Below are 24,558 nucleotides of genomic sequence, written 5' to 3' on the forward strand. Positions count from 1 at the left end.
GGACGTCCCGGTCAGGATGCGAAATAGTGGTGCTGGAAGCGGACACTTTAGAACATCACGTACGGTATCGGTGAGCGTGTTCACTGAGCCGTGTGCCACGTTTGGCTCATTCGTGTGGCTTCAACCCCTGGGCCCGCCTAGAGTAAGCCCGGCTTTTTGCGTTGGCTGGCCGTTTTGGCATGGAAGGACTTGGGGAGAGCCTTGGTGGCACGTTTCGGGATGGCGCCCGGTTGGATGCGGCGTCATCGGACCTCCATCGCGTCCTGGGTGGCTCTTGCCGTGGTCGCGGGCGGTCTGACCGTCTACGCGATCCAGTCGACGGGCTACCCCGTGCACAAGGCGGATCTCGACGACGGCGGCATCTGGGTGACCAACCAGTCCTGGGGCACCCTCGGCCGGCAGAACCGCCCCGTCGCCCAGCTCGACGGCGTCGTCTGGGCGGGCAACGAGACCGGGTCCAGGTCCGAGCGCGCCGGCCTCGACGTGGTGCAGAACGGCATCGCGGTGGCCTCCGTCGACCGCGACGCCCGCACGATCACGCCGGTCAACACCAAGCTCGCCGAGGGCATCGACGACGACGCGGTGACCGTGAAGGACAGCCGCGTGATGATGGGTGGCAACACCATCGGCGTCGCCGAGCAGAAGACCGGCAAGGTCTGGCTCACCTCCGTCGACCCGACCACCGGCGTCGGCGACCTCTCCGACCTCTCCGGCTCGACGAAGCCCACCGAGACGGTCGGCGCCGACGCGGTGCTCACCATCGGCGCCGACGGGACCGCGTACGCCGTCTCGGCCGCCAAGCGGACGCTGACCGCCTTCGCCCCGGACGGTGATCGCTTCGCCGGTCCCGAGGAGACCAAGCTCCCGAAGGCTCCGGAGTACGCGGAGACCCCCACCTCGGCGACAGTCGTCGGCGGCGAGGTCATCACTCTCGACCAGGCCGGCTGGCTGCTCGGCGCAGCCAAGGGCTCCGACGTCGCCGTGGACTTCGGCGACACCGCTGAGAGCGCGGTCCTCCAGCAGCCCTCCGTCAAGGCAACGGAGGTGCTCGTCGGCGACGCGACCGGCCTCAAGGCCGTCAAGCTGAGCAACGGCGAGATCCGCCACGTCGCCGAGTCCGCCGGCGACCCGGCCGCGCCGGTCCGGCTCGGCGACTGCGTCTTCGGTGCCTGGGCCAACGGCTCGACCGGCTCGGTGGTGACCCAGTGTGGTGAGGGCGAGCCCGTCCTGGGCGAGATCCCGACCCTCGGCCCGGCCGCCGAGCTGGAGTTCCGGATCAACCGGGGCCAGCTGGTGCTCAACGACCTGCGCAACGGCGACGTCTGGGAGATCGACGGCGCCGACATCAAGAAGATCTCGAACTGGGAGGCGTTCCAGCCGCAGACCGAGAAGCAGAACCAGAAGAAGGACAAGCAGCAGCAGCAGACCAAGGCCGCCCAGGCGCCGAAGGCCAAGGACGACCAGCTCGGTGCCCGGGCCGGACGCACCACGGTCCTGCACGTCCTCGACAACGACTCCTCGGCCAAGGACTCGATCCTCAGCGTCGTCTCGGTCGGCAAGGCCTCCGTCGACGGCGTCGAGGCCACGATCGCACCCGACCGGCAGTCGGTCCTGGTCACCGCCCCCGAGTCGGCCGAGGGCAAGAAGACCAGCTTCAAATACACCGTCGACGACGGGCTCAAGGGCAAGGCGGGCCAGGACGACGCCAGCGTGGAGCTCAAGATCGAAGGCTCGGGCGGCACCGGCAAGCCGACGCTGCGTGAGCACTTCACGCCGACCGACTACACCGTCGCCGCCGGCGGCACCGTGGAGATCCCGGTGGTCGGCGACTGGCGCGACGAGCGCTACGGCGACCCGGTCACCGCGCAGTCCCCGACCGCGTCCAAGGGCAAGGCGAGCGTGACCCCGGATGGCCTGGTCCGCTACACCGCGGCCCCGGACGCCACGGGGAACGAGAGCCTCGGCTACCAGGTCAGCACCGGCGGCAAGCCGTCGAAGGACAAGGTGCGGATCAACATCGTGGCCGGGGCCAACACCGCGTCCCCCGAGCCGAAGGACGACGTCGCCGAGGGCACCCAGGGCTCCTGGGTGACGATCCGTCCGCTCGACAACGACATCCCCGGCGCCGACCCGTCCAACCTCGACGCGAGCCTCACCCTCGCCGGTGACGTACCGCCCAAGGGCGGCCTCGAGGTCAGCACCGACCGGGAGACCGGCGTGGTGCGAGCCCGGGGAAGCTCGCCGGGCACCTACCAGCTCAGCTACAACGCCGGCTTCGGGGCCGCGAAGCCCGCCTCGGCGAAGATCCGGGTCGACGTCAAACCCGCCTCCCAGGCGGCGGACGAGCCGATCGCGACCCCGGACACGACCGCCGTCCTCGGCACCTCGACCCGCACCCTCGACGTCCTTGCCAACGACTACGACTCCAGGGGCCGACTCCTCGCCGTGACCCATGCCGAACCCGTCGGCGACAGCGACCTGACGGTCGCGGTGCTCGACGGGCGCTGGCTCCGGATCCAGGCGTCGAAGCCCGACATGGACCCGGCCACCCAGGCGATCCGCTACACGATCAGCAACGGCGCGGCCGAGGCCGAGGGGTCGGTGACGGTGAGTCAGCGTCCGGCGCTGCGCGGTGCCGAGAACGCCCCGGAGGCGGTCGACGACGAGGCCACCGTGAGGGCCGCCGACTCCGTCTCGATCCCGGTCCTCGACAACGACTCGACGCCCTCGGGCGACCCGGTCGGCCTGGTCGTCGACCAGACCATCGAGACCAAGGGTCAGCTGCAGGTGCTGGGCCAGCCGACGGTCGGCGAGGCCTACATCGACGGCAACCGGGTCCGCTACGTCGCCCCCGACGACGTGAAGGGGCCGGTCGACGTCGACGTCCGCTACGTCGTGCAGAACACCGGCGACCCCTCCGCGGAGCACTCCTCGGGCAACATCCGCATCCACATCAAGCCGCTGCCGAAGAAGAAGGCCGACAACTCCGCGCCCGCGCCCAAGGCGCTGGAGTCGCGGGTGGTCCAGGGTGACGAGGTCACGCTGCGGCTGCCCACGGTCGGCACCGACCCCGACGGCGACTCGGTCTCGGTCACCCGGATCAACAGTGCGCCCTCCTACGGCCGCGTCCTGGCCCACGGCGCCAACACGATCACCTACCAGGCCTTCCCGAACGCCGCCGGCACCGACGAGTTCACCTACGAGGTCAGCGACCCGTTCGGTGCCGTCGCGACCGGCACGGTGCGGATCGCCGTCGTCGCACCCGGCGCGCCCCAGCGTCCGGTCGCCGTCGACGACCTGGTCACGCTCGACCCCAGCAAGAAGCTGACCTACGACGTGCTCGCCAACGACCTGCGTACGCCGGGGACCGAGCTGCACCTGGCTTCCACCGACAAGGTCGAGGGATCCAACGTCACCCAGCGCTCCGACGGCATCGTCACGGTCGAGGGTGGCTCCGAGGAGCCGTTCCAGCACATCCCCTACCGCGCGACCACGGGTCTTCACGAGGACACCGGCGAGCTGGCGATCCGCTATCAGGAGGGTTACGACAACCCGCCGATGGCCGGGATCGTGGTCGCCCGCCCGGAGGGCGACTCCTCGACCACCACGGTCGACGTGATGACCAAGGTGACCGACATCGACGACGCGCTCGAGGACCTCACCGTCGACGCGGTCAAGGGGCCCTCGGTCGGCGAGGACGAGTCCAAGCCGAAGATCGACGACGGCAAGGTCACCCTGCCGGTCGGCGACACCACCCGGGTCTGGACCTACCGGGTCACCGACCCGGACGGAGCCCAGGCGGTCGGCTCGATCTACGTCCCCGCGCGCCCCAAGGACGCCCCTTACCTGAAGCCGGGCTCCGAGCTCCAGCTCAACCCGGGGGAGACGAAGAACGTCGACATCACCGACTACGTCGAGGACCCCGAGGGCGACCCGGTGGTGCTGACCACCACCGACAAGATCGTGGCCGCGCCCGAGGGCATGCTCAACACCGGCGACACCACCGCGACGACCGTGAAGGTCACCGCCGGTGAGACCAAGGGCCCCGCGACCCTGACCTTCGAGGTCGCCGACCGCGAGAAGATCACCTCCGCGGACGCCCACCTCTCGGTGATCTCCCTGCCGGTCCAGATCGGCAAGGAGGAGCCGGAGATCAACTGTCCGAGCACCCCGGTCGAGGTCCCCGAGAGCGGCAACGGCGCGCTGGTGGACATCGCCGCCATCTGCCACGTGTGGACCGCCGACCCGGGCGACGCCGACGACCTCGACTTCACCGCAAAGGTCGGCGACGGGCTCGACGGGGTCGAGGTCAAGCCCGAGGACGGCGGCCTGCGACTCACCGCCGAGCGCGCCGACGCCGGCGCCCAGGGCGCGCTCGAGATCGGTGTCGAGGGCACCGACGCGACCGGCCAGCTCCTGGTCACGGTGATCGCGCTGCCGGCCCCGTCGCTCTCACCGATCAAGCCGCTGCAGACCGAGGCCGGAAAGACGGTCGCCATCGACCTGGCCGACTATCTGCAGACACCGGTGCCATCGGAGTCGCAGGAGATCGTGGTCACCAAGCTCGACCCGGTCGACGGTGACTCGCCCGACATGGGCAAGGCCAGCGGCTCGAAGATCACCTTCAACACGCCCGAGGAAGGTCACGGCCACTACCGCTACGCGATCGAGGTCAGCGACTCCGGCAAGGACTCCAAACGGGTCAAGGCCACCGGCGTCATCGAGGTGGACGTCATCGACGTCCCCGGCGCGCCGACGGGGCTGCGTACGACCTCCGACTTCCTCTCCAACGTGGTCGCGCTGTCGTGGAACGCGCCCAAGGACAACGGCGACGACCCGATCCAGCGCTACGAGGTGGAGGCCAACGGCGACCACGTCCAGGACTGTCCCTCGACCTCGTGCCGGATCACCGGGCTGAAGAACGGCGTCGTCTACGACTTCCGGGTGCGCGCGGTGAACTCCGTGGGCCCGAGCCGCGAGTGGAGCAACTCGGCCGAGGGCGAGCCCGACGCCTACACCGGTCCGGTGCAGAACCTCAGTGTCACCCGCCAGCGCGACCACAAGGTCGAGCTGAGCTGGAGCAAGCCGGCCGCGTGCGACTGCTCGGACGTGCAGAAGTATCGGATCAGCTGGCCGGGCGGCGGCATCAAGGACATCTCCGCAGGTCAGACGACTTACGCGGCGGCAGTCGCGACCAACGGCGACCCGGTGCAGTTCACCGTCGTCCCGCTCAACGACAAGGGCGTCAAGACCAACAAGGGCCCGTCGGCGACGGTCGAGGGGATGGGTGCCGGCAAGCCGGACACCCCGGCGACGCCGACCTTCCAGTGGAACGACACGGCCAACAACTCGGGCAAGTCGGTGACCGTCTCGTGGAGCCCGGTCGCGGCCAACGGCCCCGGGCCGGTCACCTATGAGGTACGCCGCACCGGCGGCACCGGCGAGAAGATCGTCTGCTCGTGGGTGACCGAGACCAGCTGCCGCGACGACGTCGCCAACGACGGCACGATCTACACCTACGCGGTCCGGGCCCGCAACGCGGAGGCGACCTCGCCTCGCGAGACCGGCTCCGGTGGTTCGCCGGAGACACACATCTCCAGCTACTCGGCGGGCGGCAAGGTCGAGGCGGCGGCGACCCCTGACGCGGTCTCCTTCGCGAGCGCGACCCCGACGGGGGCCAACGGTACGGCGGAGATCGTCTTCACCCCGCAGGCCTCGCACGGCAAGACCAACCGGGTCGAGTGCCTGCGCAACGGCTCCTCCTGCGGGAGCTGGACCTACTCGCCCGAGGGCGCAGGCCAGCAGACCAAGACGATCACCGGCTTCACCAACGGCACCTCGACGGCCGTCCAGCTGCGCGCCTGCAACGACTCCTCCGGTGGCACTGGCGCGGGGGCGTCCTGCGGCGCCTCGACGTCGAAGAACGTGACCACCTACGGTCCGCTGGGCGCGCCGTCGATCTCGGCGAGCGTCGACGGCAACAAGGTCAACTGGAACGTCAGCTACAACCCCAACGGCAAGGCAGCGACCGTCACGGTCAAGCGTGGCGGCACCGAGATCGCCCAGTTCGGCACCGGCACCGGCGCGGGCTCCCGCTCGGGCACGGACACCGCGCCGGAGTGGAACACGTCCTACACCTACACCGTGACGATCAGCGACTCTGGCCGGTCCAGCAAGTCCGACTCGGTCACGGTGCGGACCGACCCGCCGCCGGACCCGATCCTCGAGGTGAACAAGGCCGGCGAGTGCTCGGGGGCATCCTGCCCCGAGCCGGACGTGGCCTGCGGTGGCACGTGCTGGTACGTCGGCTCCACCATCACCGACCTCGCCTTCCCCGGCAAGACGTGGGAGTGCAGCACCAACTCCACCACCTCACGGTGGAACGTGAACATCGGGAGCAACGGCAAGGGCACGGGCAGCGGCCGCGGCTGGGTCGGCGCCAACACCCCGTTCCGGGTGACCTGCACGACGTCCGGTCGACCCAACCTTTCGAAGAACGTTACGTGGTAGGAGAGAAGAGATGACCGTCACGACCGAGCAGGCTCGTTGGTTCCACGAGACCTTCGAGAAGCTTGCCGACAACGTCGAGAAGGCGGTGCTGGGCAAGCGCAACGTGATCCGCCTGGTGCTGACCGCGCTGCTCTCCGAGGGTCACCTGCTCCTCGAGGACTACCCGGGCACGGGCAAGACCCAGCTGGCCCGCGCGCTCGCCAACACGGTCCAGGGGTCGCACGCCCGGATCCAGTTCACGCCCGACCTCCTCCCGAGCGACGTCACCGGTGTGACCGTCTACGACCAGGGCAAGGGCGCCTTCGAGTTCCACCCGGGCCCGATCTTCCACTCGATCGTGCTCGCCGACGAGATCAACCGTGCGTCCCCGAAGACGCAGTCGGCGCTCCTGGAGGTCATGGAGGAGGGCCGGGTCACCGTCGACGGCGCCACCCGCGAGGTCGGCCGTCCGTTCATGGTGATCGCGACCCAGAACCCGATCGAGCAGGCGGGGACGTACCGGCTGCCCGAGGCGCAGCTGGACCGTTTCTTGATGAAGACGTCGGTCGGCTACCCCGACCAGAACGCCACCGTCGAGCTGCTGATGAACTCCTCGGTCCGCGACCGGGCCACGCTGGTCACCCCGATCATCACCGCCCCGACGGTCACCCAGATGGCCGAGATGGCCGACCAGGTCTACATCGACCCCGCGATCGTCGCCTACGTCTCCGCGCTGATCGACGAGTCGCGTCGCCACAAGCACATCCGCCTCGGGGCCTCCATGCGTGGCTGCCTCGCCCTGGTGCGCACCGCCAAGGTGTGGGCGCTCGCCGAAGGCCGCTCCCAGGTGCTGCCCGACGACGTCAAGTCGCTCGCCGAGCCGGTGCTCTGCCACCGCCTGATCCTCGACCCGGAGGCGATGTTCAACGGCGTCACCGTCGAGGACGTCATCGGCGACCTGCTCACCTCGGTCCCGGCTCCCACTGAGCGTGTCGCCTGAGATGAGCAGGCTCAGTGTCCGCAACATCGTTGCTGACCTGCGGAAACGACTCGCCCCCGTAGCGTCCGGGGCGGGTTCGGGCTACTCGTTCGTCGCTGACCGGGTCCGTCCGTGGTTCGGCACGGTGACCTCGATCGGCTGGGGTGTGCTGCTCCTCGGCGCGCTCGCCTGGGTCGCCGCGACCGCGCTCGGCTGGATCGAGGCGGCCGTGGTGGCGATGGCGGCGCTGTTCCTGGTGATCGGCGCGGCCTTCTTCATGATCGGGCGCACCCGGCTCGCGGTGGCGACCGTGGTCGAGCCGCCGCGGGTCGCCGTCGGCCAGGCGCTGACCGGCGAGCTGCGGGCCCGCAACGAGGCGCGCGGACCGCTCGTCTCGACGAGCCTGGAGTTCCCGATCGGGGCGGGTGGGGTGACGTACGACCTGCCGATGCTGCTTCCCGGTGCCGAGCACACCGAGCTGTTCGTGGTGCCGACCCAGCGCCGTGGGGTGATCGATGTCGGACCCGTCCGGACCGTACGCGGCGACCCGCTCGGCCTCTTCCGGCGGGTGCAGGAGTGGACCGACCGCACCGAGGTGTTCGTCCACCCCCGCACCACCCACCTGGAGCCGTTCGGGGTCGGTCTGGTCCGTGACCTCGAGGGGACCACGGCACAGAACACCTCGATGAGCGACCTCGCCTTCCACGCCCTGCGCGAGTACGTCCCCGGCGACGACCTGCGCCACATCCACTGGCGCTCCTCGGCACGCCACGGCCAGCTGCTGGTGCGTCAGTTCCTCGACACCCGCCGCTCCCACATCGTCGTCATCGTCGACTCCTCGCCGATGTCCTACGACTCCGAGGACGAGTACGAGACCGCGATGTCGATCGCGGGCTCGCTGCTGCGTCGCGGGATCCTGGACGAGTTCGACGTCTCGCTCGCGACCGGCGACGTGCTGATGGTGCGGGCCACCGCGGCGAACGGGGGAGGGCGGTCTGCCCTCGACGCCTGCTCCCGGGCGACCCCGCAGCACACCAACCTGATCGAGATCACCGCCGAGGCCGCTCGGCAGGCGCCGGACGCGTCGCTGGTGATGCTGGTGACCGGGCGCTACCCCGAGTTCGTCGCGCTGCAGCGCGCGGCCGGACAGTTCTCGGTCGACGCCACCACGGTCGCCGTGCGGGTCGACTCCTCGCAGCGTGCCGGCTTCAAGGCCGTCGCCGACCTGCCGATGCTCACCCTGCCCGATCTGGACCAGCTGCCGATCGTGCTGTCGAAGGGGCTGTCCGGATGAAGATGACGAAGCACTACGCCGTCGACGGCCTCCTCCTGTTCCTGCTCGGCACCATCGCGTTCCTCGGCTTCGACGACACCTACGCCGGCTGGACCTACCTCGTCGCCGGCGTCGCCGGGCTGCTGCTCGGGATCCTCATCGCCTTCGTCGGCCGCGGACAGCCGGTGGTCGTGCTGGCCGTCGCGATGCTGGCCGCCTTCTTCGTGCTCGGTGGCGCGGTCGCGCTGCACGGGCTCGGCAACCTCTCGTTCCTCCCGGTCCCCGACACGCTCGGCACGCTCGCCGACAACTCCGTGCACGGCTGGAAACGGCTGCTGACCACGCTCCCGCCGGTCGACGGCGGGGCGCTGCTGACGATCCCCTACATCCTCGGCCTCGTGGCCGGCTGTGTCGGCTTCGCCCTGGCGCTGCGCGTGAAGGCGGCTCTGCCGCCGGTGCTGGTCGCGTTCGCGCTGCTGGCCGGCGTGATCCTGCTCGGCGTGACGGACCCGTCCAAGACCGCCCTGCTCGGCGCACTCTTCGGGGCGGTCGCGATCACCTGGCTCTGCATCCGCGGGATGCGGGCCCGCGCCCTCGCGGCCGGTGGTCGCCGGCTCTCGCGGACCGCGATCGGTGCGTTCCTGTGCCTGGGTGCGGCCGGGCTGGCGTTCCTCGCCGGGCCGCTGCTCCCGGGTCTCGCGCCCGAGCGCACCGTGCTGCGCGGCGAGATCGAGCCGCCCTTCAACGTCGGCCAGTACCCATCGCCCCTGGCGGGCTTCCGGGTCTACACCAAGGGCTACCAGACGCCGGAGGACGACCGCCGGCTCTACGAGAAGGACCTGTTCACGGTCTCGGGCCTGCCGGAGGGCACCCGGGTCCGGGTCGCCGCGATGGACTCGTACGACGGCACCGTCTGGCGCGCGGCCAACGACTCCGGCGAGACCGAAGGTCCCGACGACACCTTCCAGAAGATCAGCTCGACGCTGCGCAACCCGCTCGCCGACGGCAAGCAGGTGCGCGGGACGATCACGATCGGGGAGGACTTCGGCGGCGTCTGGGTGCCGCTGCCGACCGCGCTCACACACATCTCGTTCGACGGCCCCGACTCCGACTCGTTCCGCTACAACCTGGCGACCTCCACCGGAGTCCTGCCGTCGGCGCTGAAGCCCGGCGACTCCTACTCCTTCACCGCCTCGGTCGCCGACGAGAAGGTCGGCGATAAGAGCGAGACCTGGTCCGGCGGGTCGCCGATCGGCGACGAGGCCGCCCAGTTCCAGGCGCTCGCCGCCGAGTACGCCGGTGGTGGTGACTCACCGATCACCAACGCGCTGGCGGTGGCCTCGAAGCTGAAGGAGGAGGGCACCTACACCGACGGGGAGCCGCCCAATCAGCAGTACCCGGCCGGTCACTCCCTGCGTCGCCTCGCCGACTTCACCGCCAAGGGCGGCCAGCTCGCCGGCAACGACGAGCAGTACGCCGCGCTGATGGCGATCCTGGCCAACCAGGTCGGCGTGCCGGCCCGGGTGGTCCTGGGTGCGGTCGTCGGCTCCGACGGCACCGTCCAGGGCAAGGACATGCACGCCTGGGTCGAGCTGAGGATGTCGGACGGGTCCTGGGCCACCCTGGACTGGTCCGAGTTCATGAACACCGAGAAGCCGCCCGAGCAGAACGCTCCCCAGCCCGAGGAGCTCGTCACCGGCAAGGTCGTCCCGCCGCCGGCGCCCGTACGCCCGCCCGCGACCTCCGGCGACCCGCTGGACGAGTCGGTCAACCAGAAGGCCAACTCACGGCCCGACGGGTTCACGCTGCCCGGCTGGCTGATCGCCGTCTTCACGTACGTCGGCATCCCGCTGCTGCTCATCGCCGCCGTGTGCGGGGCGATCATCGGCGCCAAGATCTGGCGGCGACATCGCCGGCGGACCCGCGGGACCCCGGTCGCCCGACTCTCCGGTGGCTGGCGCGAGACGCTCGACCACGCCCGTGACTTCGGGGTCGGGGTCCCGGCCGGTGGCACCCGCCGCGAGCAGGCCTCCGTGCTGTCGGCCTCCCCGGGGATGGACGGTGCGCCGGGGCTGGCCCTGCTCACCGACACCACCATGTTCGGCGAGGCCGGACCCGACGATGCCGAGGTCGCCGCGTTCTGGGAGCAGGTCGGGACGCTTCGCTCGTCGGTCTCCGACTCGCGCACCAGATGGCAGCGGATCCGGGCGGCGATCAACCCGCTCTCGCTGGTGCCCGCCCGGCTGTTCCGGAAGCGCTGAGTCAGTCCCCGAGTCCGTAGTCCCTGATCCACTCCGGGGTGATCCGGAGGATCTCGCGCGACATGCCCTTCATGGGCGGGTCCACGTCGGTGAGCGCCTCGGCGGTGCCGCGGATCTCGACCATCCGCGGCCTCCACGGGTTGGTGGAGGCGAGATCGTCGACCACGAAGGCCACCTGGTGGTGCTTCTGGGCGTTCCTGAACTTCCGTGACCTGCCCATCTGGTGGCCGCCGATGAGGATCCGGTGCTCCTCGTCGATCTTGAACCCGACCGGGTTGTTCTGCAGGCCGCCGTCGGGGGCGAGGGTCGCCAGCCGTCCGAGGAGCTGGGTGCGGAGGTAGCGGAGCTGGGTGTCGGTGAACTTCATGGCTCCAGCATCGATGCTCACGTCGAGTTGAGGTCAAGGGTCTACGAGCGCGGGTAGCGGAAGGCGTACGTCCGGAACCGGGCCTAGCGTGAGCGCCATGACCACCACCGATTTCAGCCGGCCGGTCGACATGACCCCGGTCATGGACGAGACCGGAACACTTCTCAGCACCCTCGACCGCATCCGGCGCACCTTCGCCTGGAAGTGCGGCGGACTGACCGACGAGCAGCTGCGCCAGCGGCTGGAGCCCTCGGAGATCACCCTCGGCTGGCTCCTCAAGCACCTTGCGTTCTGCGAGGACCACTACTTCACCGCGATCCTCGCCGGCAAGGGCTACCCCGACGTCTGGGACCGCTACGACCCCAGCCAGGAGGGCTGGGACCGCAGGACCGAGGCGGACGACACCGCCGAGGGCCTGATGGCCCTCTGGGAAGGCGCGGTCGCCCGGTCCCGCCGCTCGACCGCCGAGGCCCTCGACCGCGACGGGATGGACACCCTCGCGAACAACCCCGAGTGGCAGGTCGAGGCCAACGCCCGCCGCTACGTCGCCGACATGATCGAGGAGTACGCCCGCCACACCGGCCACGCCGACCTCATCCGTGAGTCCATCGACGGCCTCGTAGGCGAGGACCCACGCGACTGAAAAACGGCGTAGAAAAATTCTACTTCGTTGGCTATCGTGGATGTATGAGCGAAGTACGCGTGGGGGAGCTGAACCAGCAGACGGGCCGTGTGCTGAGGCGCGTCCAGAATGGCGAGTCATTGCTGGTCACGGATCACGGCCGCCCGATCGCGGTGATCTCGCCTGCACCGAAGAGCAAGTTCGACCAGATGGTGGCTCTTGGTCAGATCCGCAGACCCACGGGCACGGGTGGCGGGTGGCGGTCCGTGAGGGCCGTGTCGCGGGACGAGGACCTGGACGTGGTCCTTGCAGAGCTGCGTGAGGACAGCATCTGATGCTGGTCTATGTGGACACCTCGGCGCTGGGCCGGATCCTGCTGGGTCATGCCGACAGGCCAGCGTTGGAGGACTACCTGGACAGTGTCCTGGAGCGCGGCGATCGCCTGGTCTCGTCGGACATCCTGAGCATCGAGCTGGCTCGGCTCCGCGTGCGGATGGATCTCGATCCGGTGGACGTCGAGCGAGTCTGCGAAGACGTCCATTTCATCGGCATCCTGCCCGAAGCCGTCGAGTCGGCGAAGGACATCAAGCAGTCGCTCAAGTCGCTCGATGCCATCCACCTGGGCACCGCTCTACTGCTGGCCGATGAAGCCGAAGGAGAGGAAGCGGTCGAGCAGGTGGTGACCTACGACAAGCGGATGGCCCAGGTCGCCGAAGAGCTCGGCTTCGAGGTGATCAGCCCAGGGCGACCGTGAGGGCGAGGAGGGTCGCGGGGTCGTCGAGCCGGTCCCCGTACACGTCGCGCAGCTGACCCATCCGGTAGCGGACGGTCTGGGGGTGGATGAAGAGGTCGGCGGCGACCTCGTCGCGCCGGCCCTGATGGAGGAGCCAGGAGCGGAGGGTCTCGGTGAGCTTCTCGGCGGTGGCGGGGCGCAGGTCGGCCAAAGGGGCGAGAACCTGGGCGCGCAGGTCCTCGCGGGCGTCGGTGTCGGCGGAGAGGACCAGCTCGACGAGGTGCTGCTCGGTATCGGAGCCCAGGCCGGCGCTCTGGGCGCGGCGGGCGCGCTCGTAGGAGACCCGGGCCTCGCGCCAGGGCTTGGCCGGCCCGGCGACCGACCGGCGACCCTCCAGCGCCTTCATCAGCGCCCGGCGCCGGCGACCGTGTGCGTCCGGGACGAGCAGCAGGGTGTGGTCGTCGAGGTCACGAAGGTCGTCGTGCTCGAGGGTGCCCTGATTGACCTTGGCGAGGATGGTGCCGACCTGGGAGTTGGGGACCAGCACGGCGGTCAGCGTGCTGGGCGGGGTCCACTCGGCCCGTACGGCCGCGTCGTCGAGCTCTTCCGGGGTCGTCTCGGCCAGCAGCTTGCGGGCGAGCCGCTCGCGCAGCTGACGGCGTACGCGTCCGGTCGTGGCGCGCTCGTCGGCGTGCCCGGCCGCCGAGGCCTCCGAGATCTCGTCGATCCAGGCGAAGACCAGCGCGGAGAACTCCACCAGCATCGCTGGTGCCATGCCGCCCTCGACGGCCTTGCCCGCGAGCTCTCGCCAGGCCACGCGGGCGCCGATGCGGTAGGCGGCCAGCAGAGCCTCCATCGTGCGCCCGCTCCTGGCCTCGCCTCGACCCAGGTCGTAGGCGCCCTGGAGGGCCGGCGGGGTCGCGGCCGAGACGTCGGCCGGAAGGCTCGCGCCCGACGCGAGCGAGAGGAAGCCGCCCAGGGCCACGCCCACCGCGGTGCGGATGGTCTCGCCCATGTGCCCTGAGAGCGCGTCCTGGTAGGGAGGCACCTCGGCGATGATCGCGGCGACCACGTCCTCGCCGACCTGGGGGAGCACGGCGCGGATCGAGGCGACGACCTCAGGCGTCAGATGCACGTCATAGGACGAAAGAGCGGCCACATCTCGGGAACTTTTGTTCGTCACGTATAAATCCGCCTATCAGATTCACGTCGCTAACACAGGAGTTTACCTCGAATAAGTAGCACCATGGATGCATGGCTGAGATCTCTACATCCCCCGCCCTGTTCGCCCCTGGTGGGCCCAGGCGACCCGCGCTGCGGGAGAGGCTCTCGCGCAAGGTGTGGGAGGTCGCCGAGAAGATCGCCACGCCGCTGGCGCCGTCCGACTACCTGGACATGTTCAACCCCCTCCGACCCGGTGCTGACCTGCGAGGACGCGTCGTCAAGGTCACCCCGGAGACCGCCGACGCGGCCACCATCGAGATCAAGCCGGGCGCCGACTGGAACGGCCACACCCCGGGTCAGTACGTCCGCGTGGGCGTCGACGTCAACGGCGTACGCCACTGGCGGGCCTACTCCCTGACCCACGGTCCCCGCAAGGACGGCCTCATCTCGATCACCGTCAAGGCCGTGCCCGACGGCAAGGTCTCCAGCCACCTGGTGCGCCGCCTGCACCCCGGCAAGATCGTCCACCTCGAGCAGGCCGCCGGCGACTTCGTCCTGCCCAGTGACCTGCGCGGCCACAAGTTCCTGATGGTCACCGCCGGCTCCGGCGTGACCCCTGTCATCGGGATGCTGCGCAACCTCTTCCCGGTCACCGACGAGGGCGTCGTCGAGCACCAGCGGCTCGACGTCACGGTCGTCCACGTCGCCCCCAGCCGCCCGGACTCGATCTTCATCCGCAACCTCGAGTCCCTCGCCGAGGCCGGCGCGATCCGCCTCGTCACCCGCTACACCGGCACCGAGGGCCGCATCGACATCGACACCCTCACCGAGCTCGTCCCCGACCTGAGGGAGCGCAAGGCGTACGCCTGCGGTCCCGCCGGTCTCCTCGACAGCCTCCAGGCCTGGTACGACGAGGCCGGGCTGCCGATCCAGACCGAGCAGTTCCGGCTGGCCACCGTCGTGACCAGCGAGGGCGGCACCGTCGCCTTCACCGGCAAGACCGTCGACGCACCTGGTGACAGGCCGATCCTCGACGCCGCCGAAGAGGCCGGCGTCCTCATGCCGAGCGGATGCCGTATGGGCATCTGTTTCGGCTGTGTGCTCCCGATGAAGGAGGGCGCCGTCCGCGACCTCCGCAACGGCGAGCTCACCGTCGCCCGCCCGGGTGAGACCGGCCCCGAAGGGGTACCCATCCAGACCTGCATCTCCGCCGCCGCCGGCGAGTGCGTCATCGACCACCCTGCCTCCTGACCCCCCACAAGACGAGAGCGAGACAGACATGACCATCGCACCTGACGCTCCGGCCTACACCGGCCCGATCGCCCATCTGACCCGCGACGACATCGAGCAGCTCGGCCGCGAGCTCGACGCCATCCGCCAAGAGGTCATCGACACCCGCGGTGAGCGGGACGCGGCCTACATCCACAAGGTCATCAAGATCCAGCGCTCGCTGGAGCTCGGCTCCCGTGCCGTCCTGCTCGTGAGCATCTTCCCGCCGGCGTTCGTCGTCGGCACCGTCGGTCTCTCGATCGCCAAGATCCTGGACAACATGGAGATCGGCCACAACATCATGCACGGCCAGTGGGACTGGATGCGTGACCCGAAGATCCACTCCACCGTGTGGGAGTGGGACAACGCCTCGACGAGCGAGGGGTGGAAGCACTCCCACAACGAGCTGCACCACACCTACACGAACATCGTCGGCAAGGACAACGACCTCGGCTGGGGCATCATGCGCGTCGACGAGGAGCAGCGCTGGACCCCGTCGAGCCTGTTCCAGCCCGCGATGAACTTCATCAACATGTGCATCTTCGAGTACGGGATCGCGGCCTACGACCTCGAGCTCGGCCGGGTGATCCGGCAGAAGAAGAAGGGCCGCCGTCCGACCGCCGAGTGGCAGCTGGCGGCGAAGCGTACGGTCGCCAAGATCCGCCGCCAGGCGTTCAAGGACTACGTCGCCCACCCGCTCGTCTCGATGGTCACCCTGTCGGGCCCGACGACGCTGCTGGCCAACGTGATCGCCAACTTCACCCGCAATGTCTGGACCCACTCGGTGATCATGTGCGGTCACTTCCCCGAGGGTGTCGAGACCTTCGAGCTCAAGGACATCCCGGAGAACGAGACCCGCGGTGAGTGGTACGTCCGGCAGATGCTCGGCTCGGCCAACATCTCCGGCTCGAAGTTCCTGCACGTGATGAGCGGCAACCTGTCCCACCAGATCGAGCACCACATCTTCCCGGACCTGCCCTCGAACCGCTACGCCGAGATCGCTCCGAAGGTCCGCGCGCTCTTCGACAAGTACGGTCTCAACTACCACACCGCGCCGATGCCGCAGCAGGTCGCTTCCGCGTGGCACAAGGTCGTGCGCCTCTCGCTGCCCAACGGCTTCCTCGAGTCCACCAACGTGCGCAACGCCCCCAAGCAGGTCGTGAAGCTGGTGAAGGCGGTCCGTGGCGACACCCGCACCCGCCGCCGCCTCCTGAAGGAGTTCGAGGCAGCCGGCGCCGCCTCGGTCGGCAAGGCGATCTGAATCGATACGACGGGACATTCTTGTCGGTCCACCCGCGGGTAACCGGCAAGAACGTCCCGTCGTATCAGCTCTCGGTCAGACGTCGTACGCGCCCGACTTGATGTCGTCCATCAGGGTCGGGCCCTTCGGGTCCCAACCCAGGGTCTTGCGAGTGATCTCGGACGAGGTCGGTAGATCCAGGCCGAACATCATCGCCATCCAGCCGAAGTGGTCCGGGGCGTCCTCCGGGTCGATCGAGCGCACCGGCAGGTCCAGACGCTGGCCGAGGGCCGCGGCGATCTCGCGAGTCGGGATGCCCTCCTCGGCAACCGGGTGTGCGCGGAACCCTGCTGGTGCCTTCTCCAGTGCGAGCCGCACCAGGTGGGCCGCGTCGGGCCGGTCGACGGACGCCCAGCGGTTGTCGCCGTCGCCGATGTAGCCGGACACCCCTCGCGTCTTGGCGACCTGAGCCAGATAGGTGACGAAGCCGGGGTCGCCGGCGCGGCCGTGGACGATCGGAAAGCGCAGCGCCACGGGGCGTACGCCCTTGTCGGCATAGCTCAGGGCGAGGTTCTCGCTGCCGCCACGCATCGAGTCGGAGCCGTGGAAGGGGCTGGGGTCCTCCTCCGTGGCGGTGCGGCCCGGGGCTGCTCCGGCGGCGCCGCTGGCGAACAGGAATGCCTTGTCGCTGCCCTCGAGGGCCTCGAGCATGGCGCTCACGGCGGCACGCTCGGTCCGTCCGGCGGCATCGTAGTTGTCGAAGTCGTGATTGAACGCCAGGTGGATGACGGCGTCGGCCCCCTTGGCTGCGGCCGCGAGCGAGGCGGGGTCGTCGAGCGAGCCGCGCTGTGCGGTCACGCCCTTGGCCTCCAGCGCCGCAGCGCTGGCGTCGGATCGGGCCAAGCCGGTGACGGCGTAGTCGTTGGCGAGGAGCTCGTCGGTGACGGCAGAACCGATCCAGCCGGAGGCTCCGGTGACGAAGATGTTCATCGAACTTCCCTTCATGTCAGTAACTGACATCAACATAGCACGCGATGTCAGAAACTGTCATCGCGTAGACTGGTTGCATGGGTCGTTGGGAGCCGGACGCGCGAGGTCGGATGCTGGATGCCGCCATCGAGCTGTTCACCGAGAAGGGCTACGACAAGACCACTGCCGGCGACATCGCCGCCCGGGCCGGGGTCACCGAGCGCACCTTCTTCCGTCACTTCGCAGACAAGCGTGAGGTGCTCTTCGCCGGCCCGATCACGCTCGACGAGATGGTGACCAAAGCAGTGGCCGCCGCCCCCGCGGACGCGACGCCGCTGCGGATGGTGCTCGACGGCGTACGTCAGGCCGCAGTCGAGCTCAGCGCGGTCCGCAGCCGTGCGCAGGCGGCCCAGCGGGCCCGGATCGTCGAGGCGACCCCTGCTCTGCAGGAGCGTGAGCTGCTCAAGATGGCTGCGATGGCGACCGCGGCGCAGGCCGCGCTCACCGACCGCGGCGTGGGCGAACCGACTTCCGGGCTGGCCGCCTACAGCGCCGTCGCCGTCTTCCAGGCGGCCTTCTCCCGGTGGGTGTCCGGGGCCACCGACCTCGGTCTTCCCGAGTGCGTCGACGAGGCGGCCGCCGCGCTGCGCGACCTCCGCTAGTGCACACCTGGGTCACACCTCCACCACGGTGACGAATGTCGTATGGACATCACCCGCCGGGACCGGTAGACAACTAGGCACTATGGAGAACCAGCTGATTCCCGGAACTGAGTCGCGGACCGCGGTGCGGAGCTATGTGACCGCCAACGAGCCGAACCCGTCGGCGCTCGCCGAAGGCCTGTGGGTGCTGCCTCCCGACGTGCTGTCCAGCGGTGACCGTGCGGTCCTCTTCGACCAGTACAAGCTCTACGTCGCCGAGGCCGAGCGGCTCAGCGTGCGGCGCACGCTCACCAGCGCGTTCCTGCTGGTCCTCAACGTCGGGCTCCTGGTCGCAGGCACGGCGCTCGTCGCCAGCGCGCCCGAACGGCCCTGGATCTTCACGGTCGCCCTGATCGCCGCCCTCGGCTCGTGCCTCGGCTGGTTCTGGATCATCCGCTCCTACCGGCAGATGGCGAGCGGGAAGTACTCCGTCATCTCCCACCTCGAGAAGCAGCTCCCCGCTGCACCTGGTGTCGCGGAGTGGTCGGCCGTCGGCCTCGGTCGCGACAGCTCGCGCTACCTGCCGATGAGCAACGTCGAGGTGTGGGCGCCCGCGCTCTTCGGGTTCTGCCACCTCGCGACGTACGCCCTGCTCTACCTGCCCTAACGCTGGTTGAGCCGCCGGAGCCGCTAGGCGGAGGCGTGTCGAAACCAACACCTCACGCGAGCGTACGAACCTTCAGCGCCGTCTCCCCGTCCGGCCCGACGGCGTAGGCGACTCCGTCGGGCCGCTCGCTGATCGCCTCGACCAGCTCGCCGTCGCGCCACAGCAGGGCGACGCCGTCATCGGCCGCGTAGCCCGAGGGCAGTGCTCCGGAGCCGACGAACCGGACGTACGTCTCGCGCCGGTCCTCCTCGCCCAGGTAGTGCGGGCAGAACGAACCGGGGAGGAAGCCCAGGCCGTCGGGGAGCGGCGCGGTGGGGCCGAAGGAGTCGGTCGAGGACGCCTCGTACCAGCAGTTGGCCCCAGCCGAGATCCCGGCCAGGATCGTCCCGCCGGCGGCGGCCTTCTCCAGCAGGGCGGGCAGCCCGTGCAGCCGCCACACCGCGAGCAGGTTGGCGGTGGAGCCGCCGCCGACGTAGACGATGTCCTGCTCGAGCAGCTGCTCGAGGTCGTTGATCGGGAGGGCGTGCCCCTCGGGCGCCTTGTTGAACAGAGACAGGACCTTCGCCTCGGAACGGTCGGCGTACGCGGCGAGGAACTTGTCCTGGTAGCTGTCCGCGTCCCCGCTCGCGGTGCCGACGAAGCAGACCTTTGGCCGCTCCTTGCCGGTCAGCCGGTTCAGCTCGGCATCGATCGGCGAGAAGTCCCGCCCGTGCACCTCCGGCATCGAGAAGCCGCCACCGCCCATGGTCAGGATCGTTCCGCGCATGGCGTGAGTGTAGGGACAACAAAGGCCCCGCCGGAAAGTAGTTTCCGGCGGGGCCCTCGAGTGGTGCTGCGTGCTTACCTGACCTTGACGGTCACCGTCTCGGTGACAGCCTCGTTCTTCCGGTCACCCGAGTACGCCACCTGGTAGGTGTGCGTGCCGCGGCTCGCCCGGAAGGTCGCTTCCTCCCACTTCAGGCGGAACCGGCCGACGCGCTTGCCGTTCTCGGTGACGACGATCTCGCCGGAGGCGCGCTCGCCGTCGACGGTGATCTCGACCTTGCCCTTCTTGGGCGAGGTGGCGGAGATCTCCGGGACCGCCTTCTCGGTGCAGTAGCTCACCGAGACGTTGTCGACGGCCCAGCCCTCGACGCCGTTGCAGCCGTCGCGACCGAGGTCGAAGCGGAACTTGACGGTGTCACCGGCGTCGGCGACCGCGTCGAGATCGATGATCGTCGTGCCCCACTGACCGGTGAACTTGCCGCCGTCGGTGCCCGTCCAGGCGGGCTCGCTGGCGAGGTAGCCGCTGTCGGGGTCCATCGTCGCGCCCGGTGCGTTGAACAGGTACGCAGCCTGGTCGACGAGGGTGAAGTCGCCGCCGTTGACCGACACCTTGACGTTGCCGCCGTCCCAGCCGGACTCGGTGCGTACCGAGTGGTCGAACGTGAAGCGCGGCGTCAGACCCGCGGGCACCTTGATCGCCGGGGAGATCAGGCCGTTGCGGCTGGTGATGTCACCGGCCGGGTCACCGCACTGGCCCTCGACGGGGTCGGGGCCCCACGCCGCCTTGGTCTCGTTGCCCTCGACGTCGCTCAGGGTCTCCCAGGGGTAGTCGTTGCCGGGGACCAGAGACTCGGCGTCCTGGGTCCAGCCGGTCAGACCGTCCTCGAAGTCCTCGGTGTAGGTCGTGACCTCGTTGGTGCCCTCGCCACACAGGGCGGGGGTGTTCGGGTCGAGCATCGGGCCGAAGTTGCACTGGACCGGCTCCGTGGTCAGCTCGGTGGCCGTGTTGGCCGCCACGACCGCCGCGCAGTCGGTGGCCGTGATCGGCTCGAGAGCCGGTGCCGTGGCCTCGCCACCCGGAGTCTCGCCGCCGCCGGTCTGCGGCGTCGAGGTGCCCAGGGTGAGCTTCTTGAGCGTCGTCACGCCCACCAGGTCGGCGCAGGAGGAGACCATCGCCTGGGCGTACTCGGGGAAGCCCGAGGTCGGCGTCAGGTAGTTGGTCTGGGCGTGCCAGATCAGGTTGGCCGCCTTGTCCAGGCCGATGCCGGGCACGGTGACGTCGTTGTAGGCGCCGCCGTCGACCAGCAGGGCGTAGTGGTGGTTGATGACACCGGAGTTGCTGTGTACGCCGCCGGAGTCGGTGGTGTCACAGTGGTACTCCTCGTCGGAGACCTTGCCCGGGTCGCCGTAGCAGGTCGGGTTCCACATGTCGCGGATCGCGCCGCCGAAGGCGGTCGAGTCCTCACCCATCAGCCAGCGTACGGACTCGTCCTTGCTCTCGGTCGAGGTGTCCTTGATGGTGATGTTGACCGGGCCGGTGGCGTTCTTGATCTTCTGGCCGGTGGCGTAGTCGGTCGTCGCACCGTAGATGTCGGCGTTGCCGGCGATCGAGCCGATCGGCTGGCCCTCCAGGAAGCCGATCACGATGCCCTCGGCGCCGGCGGCGGACGCGTTGGCGACCTTCTGGGTGAAGGCGCAGACGCCGCGGTCGACGAAGACGAACTTGCCGGCGATGTCGGCGGCGTTGGTGAAGGCGCCACAGCCGTTGGTCGGGCTGCCGTCGGCGGGGTCGTCCTGGCCCACGACGATGTCGGAGGTCACGCCCGCGGTCGGGAAGACCGGGCCGAAGCTGGCCGCGGCGGCCGGGCAGGCGCCCGCGACGTCGGCGGGTGAGTTGATGGTCAGCTCGATCGCGCCACGCGTGGACGAGGAGCAGTGACCGTCGGTGCGAGCCACGTCGTCGGTGGTGTTCTCACGCGCGTTGATGAAGTCGACCGTGTTGCCCCACATGTCGGAGTAGGCCTCGTTGAGCGCACCGGGCTGCCACTGGTAGATCAGACCGGAGGTGTACTCGGTGTAGGCGTGGCCCCACTCGTGCGCCACCACGTCGTCCGAGGTGACCCCGGAGCAGTAGTTGGTGGTCGCGCCGTTCCAGTTGGCGTTCGGGCACGAGATCGCCGGGTCGTTGTTGACCGTGACCATCTTCGCGCCGGCGCCATCGTAGGAGTCTCGGCCGAAGGTGTTCTTGTAGAGCCAGTAGGACTCGCCGGTGGTGGCGACCTCGTTGGCCTGGTCCTGGTCGAGCGTGCCCGGGAAGGCGTCGTTCTCGACCCAGACGGTCGCGTCGTCACCGGTGTCGGGCGTGTTGTGCTTCTCGACGAGCTCGCGGTCGGTGGCCGAGTGGAGCATCGAGTAGCGGTTGACCGGCTTGCCGCTGGCGGCGTCGAGGACGACGGTCTCGCGCACGGTCGACTGGTTGGACACCTCGACGACCCAGGCGAGCAGGCTCTTGCCGCTCACGCCCTGGGCGGCGCCCATGCGGTAGATGTTGAGGTCGGACTTGACGACCTCGACCCCGGTGGTGTCGACCTTGCTGTCGGCGTGGGCATCGGCCGGCTTCGACTTCACCAGCTCGAGCGCCTTGGCGGTGGCCTTCTCCTTCGACCACTTCGGGGTCGTGCTGAGGTCGAGGTTCGGGGCGGCGAAACCGTTGACCGAGGTCAGGTCGCCGGCCTTGTCGACGTGGGCCTTCAGGACGCCGCCGAAGACCGGGACGTCGTTGTAGGCCTGCTCGAACTCGACCGTCCAGCCGGCCGGGGTGGTGCTGACCTTCGACTGGTCGAGCTGGTCGGCCTCGGCGCCGAAGACCGAGGCGTACTTGTCGAGGTATTTGCGTGCCTTCTCGGCCGCATCCGACTTGCTGTCGGCGGAGACGCTGGGCATCAGGTCGCCCTTGGTGGACGCGTAGCCGATCTGGCCGGTGGCGCCCTCCTTCTTGAGCGTCACCGTCTGGTCGGCATCGGCCTTGAGCTGGTCGATGCCGCCGGGATCCGGTTTGGCCGCGACCGCGGCGACGGGGGTGATCACCAGGCTTGCCGTGACGAGCGCAAGGCTGATTCCTTGCTTTCCGAGCTTCACGGGTTGCTCCTCTCGGGGATTCGCCGCGTCAGGTCGCGGCGATTTCGCATCGTAGAGAGATTTGCGACGAAGAGGGGCGTAAACGCGAATCACGAGTCCGAAACGATTCGTCCTCGGGAGATTCTCTCCGGGAGCTCAGGGGAGATCTAAGGTAGTTGCCCGATGTGCGGGCCTACCTCAGGAGCAGATTCTCGAGGGGTGCCCTTGGAGATCATCCCGCCTCTGTACGCCGCCGGCCTGCCGTGCCACGGAGACGACTCTGCGTTGTGGTTCTCAGAGTCCCCCGCCGCCCTCGAGGTCGCCAAAGACCGCTGCCTCGACTGCCCGGTGATGCGTGAGTGTCTCTCCGGTGCTCTGGCCCGCTCCGAGCCGTGGGGCGTCTGGGGCGGCGAGATCGTCGAGCGCGGCCAGGTGGTCACCCACAAGCGCGGCCGCGGCCGCCCGCGGCGCCAGGCCGCCTAGCCGTGTGCTGACTCCAGCCCCAGGTCGGCGGCGAGCTTCGCGATCTGGTCGGGTGCTGCGTACGCCTCGATCTCGGTGACCTTGCCGTCGACGACCGTGAAGGCCATGACGCTGTAGAGCTTCCCGTGGAAGGTGATCGCGACGCCGGCGGAGCCGTTGACCAGGGCGGCGTGGGTGACGCGGTCGGCATGGGCGTACATGACGGCGTTGCCCGCCACCTTCGCGGCGCCGCGGTAGGTGGTGATCCCAGAGCCGAGGTCGGCGTGCAGGACGACGTCGGGGTGGAGGGCGCCGATCAGGCGGTCCAGGTCGCCGTCCTGGGCGGCGGCGAAGAAGGCGTCGACGACCTCGCGCTGCGCAGTGACCGCCCGGTCTGGCCCGCTCCCATCAGCAGAGCGGCCTCGGACCCTGCGCCGCGCGCGGCTCGCGAGCTGACGCGTCGAGTCCGAGGAGCGGTCGAGCATCGTCGCGATCTCGTCGAAGGGCACGGCGAAGAGGTCGTGGAGCACGAAGGCCAGCCGCTCGTCCGGGGAGAGCTGGTCGAGCACGACGAGGAGGGCGATGCTGACCGAGTCGGCGAGCATCGCGCGCTCGGCCGGGTCCTGGGTGGTGGGATCGTCGAGCACGACCGTGGGTTCGGGCAGTCGGTCTTCGAGAGGCTGTTCGCCGCGGGTCTTGCGCGAGCGGAGCATGTTGAGCGAGACGCGTGCGACCACGGTCGTCAGCCAGGCGCCGATGTTGTCGATCTCGTCGGCGTCGCTCCGGCTCAGCCGGAGCCAGGCGTCCTGGACCGCGTCCTCGGCCTCGGAGGTCGATCCGAGCATCCGGTAGGCCACCCCGAACAGGTGCCGCCGCTCCTCCTCGAAACGCTCGGCCAGCCACTCCTGCTGCATCTTCGGTCCTCTCGATCGGGGCAATCTTCCTTCATGGACCCGACCCGCGAAGCAGACCAGATGTGACCGATTCGGTGAAAGAGTTTTTTCTTTCGTGGATCCGTCACATCCCTCCGCCCTGCCGGGTCGGGGATGGCATGAGCAACCGAATGAAGAACCCCGCAACCGTCATCCCGCAGGCCTACAAGGGCATCGGCAACCTTCTGGCCGCCGTGGCCGACGGTGGTCTTCCCGAGACCACCACCGAGCTGATCGCGATGCGCGTCAGCTCCCTCAACGGCTGCGCGGCCTGTCTCCAGGGGCACGCTGTCCGCGTCGAGGAGGTCGGTCTCCCGATCGAGAAGATCGTCGGCCTCGCCGCCTTCCGCGAGTCGCCCTTCTTCAGCGAGGCCGAGAAGGCGGCCCTCGCCCTCGCCGACGCCGTCACCCGGCTCGCCGACTCCGAGGAGGCCGTCTCCGACGAGCTCTGGCGCGAGGTCACCAAGCACTACGACGAGAAGCAGACCGCCGCACTGGTCCTCTGCATCGCCACCCACAACCTGTTCAACCGGGTGAACGTGACGGTGCGAGAGGACGCCGAGCGCCCCTTCTGGACCCGTTGATCTCGGGCGCACGCCATGTGTAAC

19 protein-coding genes are annotated in these 24,558 nt (G+C 69.3%); 13 read left to right on the forward strand and 6 right to left on the reverse strand.

What is annotated here, in order from left to right:
• Positions 1-204: 204 nt before the first annotated feature.
• Genes ACFU7D_RS06650 through ACFU7D_RS06665 form a run of 4 tightly spaced genes read left to right on the forward strand, consistent with a single transcriptional unit; the run spans position 205 to position 11,002 of the window.
• On the forward strand, positions 205-6,510 hold the full coding sequence (locus ACFU7D_RS06650; RefSeq protein ID WP_378864813.1) for an Ig-like domain-containing protein: 6,306 nt from the start codon (positions 205-207) through the stop codon (positions 6,508-6,510).
• Positions 6,511-6,520: 10 nt separating this feature from the next.
• A complete protein-coding gene (locus ACFU7D_RS06655) occupies positions 6,521-7,489 on the forward strand; it encodes an AAA family ATPase (RefSeq protein ID WP_378728275.1) in 969 nt (322 codons plus the stop codon).
• A gap of 1 nt (position 7,490) precedes the next feature.
• A complete protein-coding gene (locus tag ACFU7D_RS06660; RefSeq protein ID WP_378864816.1) occupies positions 7,491-8,762 on the forward strand; it encodes a DUF58 domain-containing protein in 1,272 nt (423 codons plus the stop codon).
• Positions 8,759-11,002: a DUF3488 and transglutaminase-like domain-containing protein gene (locus ACFU7D_RS06665; protein WP_378728277.1), complete on the forward strand. Its 2,244-nt coding sequence runs from the start codon at positions 8,759-8,761 to the stop codon at positions 11,000-11,002. Before ACFU7D_RS06660 ends, ACFU7D_RS06665 begins: the two co-directional genes overlap by 4 nt.
• A gap of 1 nt (position 11,003) precedes the next feature.
• On the opposite strand, the gene ACFU7D_RS06670 is transcribed toward ACFU7D_RS06665, so the two are convergent.
• Complete coding sequence (locus ACFU7D_RS06670) at positions 11,004-11,369, reverse strand: PPOX class F420-dependent oxidoreductase (RefSeq protein ID WP_378728278.1); 366 nt, start codon at positions 11,367-11,369, stop codon at positions 11,004-11,006.
• Positions 11,370-11,466: 97 nt separating this feature from the next.
• Here ACFU7D_RS06670 and ACFU7D_RS06675 point away from each other — a divergent pair, with 97 nt between their 5' ends.
• From ACFU7D_RS06675 to ACFU7D_RS06685, 3 genes are read left to right on the forward strand one after another with little or no spacing between them, the layout of a single operon-like run.
• The gene (locus ACFU7D_RS06675; RefSeq protein ID WP_378864819.1) at positions 11,467-12,012 is read left to right on the forward strand and encodes a DinB family protein; all 546 of its coding nucleotides are present in this window, start codon (positions 11,467-11,469) and stop codon (positions 12,010-12,012) included.
• A gap of 44 nt (positions 12,013-12,056) precedes the next feature.
• Complete coding sequence (locus ACFU7D_RS06680) at positions 12,057-12,326, forward strand: type II toxin-antitoxin system Phd/YefM family antitoxin (RefSeq protein WP_378728280.1); 270 nt, start codon at positions 12,057-12,059, stop codon at positions 12,324-12,326.
• On the forward strand, positions 12,326-12,745 hold the full coding sequence (locus ACFU7D_RS06685) for a type II toxin-antitoxin system VapC family toxin (RefSeq protein WP_378864821.1): 420 nt from the start codon (positions 12,326-12,328) through the stop codon (positions 12,743-12,745). The genes ACFU7D_RS06680 and ACFU7D_RS06685 overlap by 1 nt, the downstream gene beginning before the upstream one ends.
• Here the strand turns inward: ACFU7D_RS06685 and ACFU7D_RS06690 are convergent.
• Positions 12,726-13,859, reverse strand: coding sequence for a PucR family transcriptional regulator (locus tag ACFU7D_RS06690; protein ID WP_378728282.1), 1,134 nt, complete (start codon positions 13,857-13,859; stop codon positions 12,726-12,728). The genes ACFU7D_RS06685 and ACFU7D_RS06690 overlap by 20 nt on opposite strands.
• 119 nt (positions 13,860-13,978) lie before the next feature.
• Here ACFU7D_RS06690 and ACFU7D_RS06695 point away from each other — a divergent pair, with 119 nt between their 5' ends.
• Complete coding sequence (locus tag ACFU7D_RS06695) at positions 13,979-15,139, forward strand: ferredoxin reductase (RefSeq protein ID WP_378864824.1); 1,161 nt, start codon at positions 13,979-13,981, stop codon at positions 15,137-15,139.
• A 28-nt stretch (positions 15,140-15,167) separates the two neighbouring features.
• Entirely contained in the window at positions 15,168-16,418 is a 1,251-nt protein-coding gene (locus ACFU7D_RS06700) for a fatty acid desaturase family protein (protein WP_378728284.1), read from the forward strand.
• 75 nt (positions 16,419-16,493) lie between these two features.
• Here ACFU7D_RS06700 and ACFU7D_RS06705 read toward each other — a convergent pair whose 3' ends face one another.
• Complete coding sequence (locus tag ACFU7D_RS06705) at positions 16,494-17,387, reverse strand: SDR family oxidoreductase (protein ID WP_378864827.1); 894 nt, start codon at positions 17,385-17,387, stop codon at positions 16,494-16,496.
• 77 nt (positions 17,388-17,464) lie between these two features.
• Between ACFU7D_RS06705 and ACFU7D_RS06710 the strand changes: the two genes are divergently transcribed.
• Together ACFU7D_RS06710 and ACFU7D_RS06715 are read left to right on the forward strand one after the other, a co-directional pair.
• Positions 17,465-18,028: a helix-turn-helix domain-containing protein gene (locus tag ACFU7D_RS06710; protein ID WP_378728286.1), complete on the forward strand. Its 564-nt coding sequence runs from the start codon at positions 17,465-17,467 to the stop codon at positions 18,026-18,028.
• Between the two features lie 136 nt (positions 18,029-18,164).
• Positions 18,165-18,674 (forward strand): hypothetical protein, encoded by a 510-nt coding sequence (locus tag ACFU7D_RS06715; protein WP_378728287.1) that lies wholly within the window; start codon positions 18,165-18,167, stop codon positions 18,672-18,674.
• A 52-nt stretch (positions 18,675-18,726) separates the two neighbouring features.
• On the opposite strand, the gene ACFU7D_RS06720 is transcribed toward ACFU7D_RS06715, so the two are convergent.
• Positions 18,727-19,440 carry a Type 1 glutamine amidotransferase-like domain-containing protein gene (locus ACFU7D_RS06720; protein WP_378864830.1) on the reverse strand — a complete coding sequence of 238 codons (714 nt, stop codon included), beginning with the start codon at positions 19,438-19,440 and terminating at the stop codon, positions 18,727-18,729.
• Positions 19,441-19,514: 74 nt separating this feature from the next.
• Positions 19,515-22,577, reverse strand: a complete 3,063-nt coding sequence (locus ACFU7D_RS06725; RefSeq protein ID WP_378864833.1) for a M4 family metallopeptidase — start codon at positions 22,575-22,577, stop codon at positions 19,515-19,517.
• A 198-nt stretch (positions 22,578-22,775) separates the two neighbouring features.
• Between ACFU7D_RS06725 and ACFU7D_RS06730 the strand changes: the two genes are divergently transcribed.
• Complete coding sequence (locus tag ACFU7D_RS06730; protein ID WP_292649912.1) at positions 22,776-23,039, forward strand: WhiB family transcriptional regulator; 264 nt, start codon at positions 22,776-22,778, stop codon at positions 23,037-23,039.
• On the opposite strand, the gene ACFU7D_RS06735 is transcribed toward ACFU7D_RS06730, so the two are convergent.
• Entirely contained in the window at positions 23,036-23,932 is an 897-nt protein-coding gene (locus tag ACFU7D_RS06735; protein ID WP_378864836.1) for a sigma-70 family RNA polymerase sigma factor, read from the reverse strand. The genes ACFU7D_RS06730 and ACFU7D_RS06735 overlap by 4 nt on opposite strands.
• A 149-nt stretch (positions 23,933-24,081) precedes the next feature.
• On the opposite strand from ACFU7D_RS06735, the gene ACFU7D_RS06740 reads away from it, so the two are divergent.
• On the forward strand, positions 24,082-24,534 hold the full coding sequence (locus ACFU7D_RS06740; RefSeq protein WP_378864839.1) for a carboxymuconolactone decarboxylase family protein: 453 nt from the start codon (positions 24,082-24,084) through the stop codon (positions 24,532-24,534).
• Positions 24,535-24,558: the final 24 nt, after the last annotated feature.

The sequence above is a fragment of the Nocardioides sp. NPDC057577 genome, assembly GCF_042801335.1.
Classification (GTDB): Bacteria; Actinomycetota; Actinomycetes; order Propionibacteriales; family Nocardioidaceae; genus Nocardioides.

What these genes read in the sequence shown, in the direction of transcription:
- ACFU7D_RS06655 (WP_378728275.1), top strand. Translation starts at nt 6,521, where the DNA reads ATGACCGTCACGACCGAGCAGGCTCGTTGGTTCCACGAGACCTTCGAG.
- ACFU7D_RS06660 (WP_378864816.1), top strand. Translation starts at nt 7,491, where the DNA reads ATGAGCAGGCTCAGTGTCCGCAACATCGTTGCTGACCTGCGGAAACGA.
- ACFU7D_RS06665 (WP_378728277.1), top strand. Translation starts at nt 8,759, where the DNA reads ATGAAGATGACGAAGCACTACGCCGTCGACGGCCTCCTCCTGTTCCTG.
- ACFU7D_RS06670 (WP_378728278.1), bottom strand. Translation starts at nt 11,369, where the DNA reads ATGAAGTTCACCGACACCCAGCTCCGCTACCTCCGCACCCAGCTCCTC.
- ACFU7D_RS06675 (WP_378864819.1), top strand. Translation starts at nt 11,467, where the DNA reads ATGACCACCACCGATTTCAGCCGGCCGGTCGACATGACCCCGGTCATG.
- ACFU7D_RS06680 (WP_378728280.1), top strand. Translation starts at nt 12,057, where the DNA reads ATGAGCGAAGTACGCGTGGGGGAGCTGAACCAGCAGACGGGCCGTGTG.
- ACFU7D_RS06685 (WP_378864821.1), top strand. Translation starts at nt 12,326, where the DNA reads ATGCTGGTCTATGTGGACACCTCGGCGCTGGGCCGGATCCTGCTGGGT.
- ACFU7D_RS06695 (WP_378864824.1), top strand. Translation starts at nt 13,979, where the DNA reads ATGGCTGAGATCTCTACATCCCCCGCCCTGTTCGCCCCTGGTGGGCCC.
- ACFU7D_RS06700 (WP_378728284.1), top strand. Translation starts at nt 15,168, where the DNA reads ATGACCATCGCACCTGACGCTCCGGCCTACACCGGCCCGATCGCCCAT.
- ACFU7D_RS06705 (WP_378864827.1), bottom strand. Translation starts at nt 17,387, where the DNA reads ATGAACATCTTCGTCACCGGAGCCTCCGGCTGGATCGGTTCTGCCGTC.
- ACFU7D_RS06710 (WP_378728286.1), top strand. Translation starts at nt 17,465, where the DNA reads ATGGGTCGTTGGGAGCCGGACGCGCGAGGTCGGATGCTGGATGCCGCC.
- ACFU7D_RS06720 (WP_378864830.1), bottom strand. Translation starts at nt 19,440, where the DNA reads ATGCGCGGAACGATCCTGACCATGGGCGGTGGCGGCTTCTCGATGCCG.
- ACFU7D_RS06735 (WP_378864836.1), bottom strand. Translation starts at nt 23,932, where the DNA reads ATGCAGCAGGAGTGGCTGGCCGAGCGTTTCGAGGAGGAGCGGCGGCAC.
- ACFU7D_RS06740 (WP_378864839.1), top strand. Translation starts at nt 24,082, where the DNA reads ATGAAGAACCCCGCAACCGTCATCCCGCAGGCCTACAAGGGCATCGGC.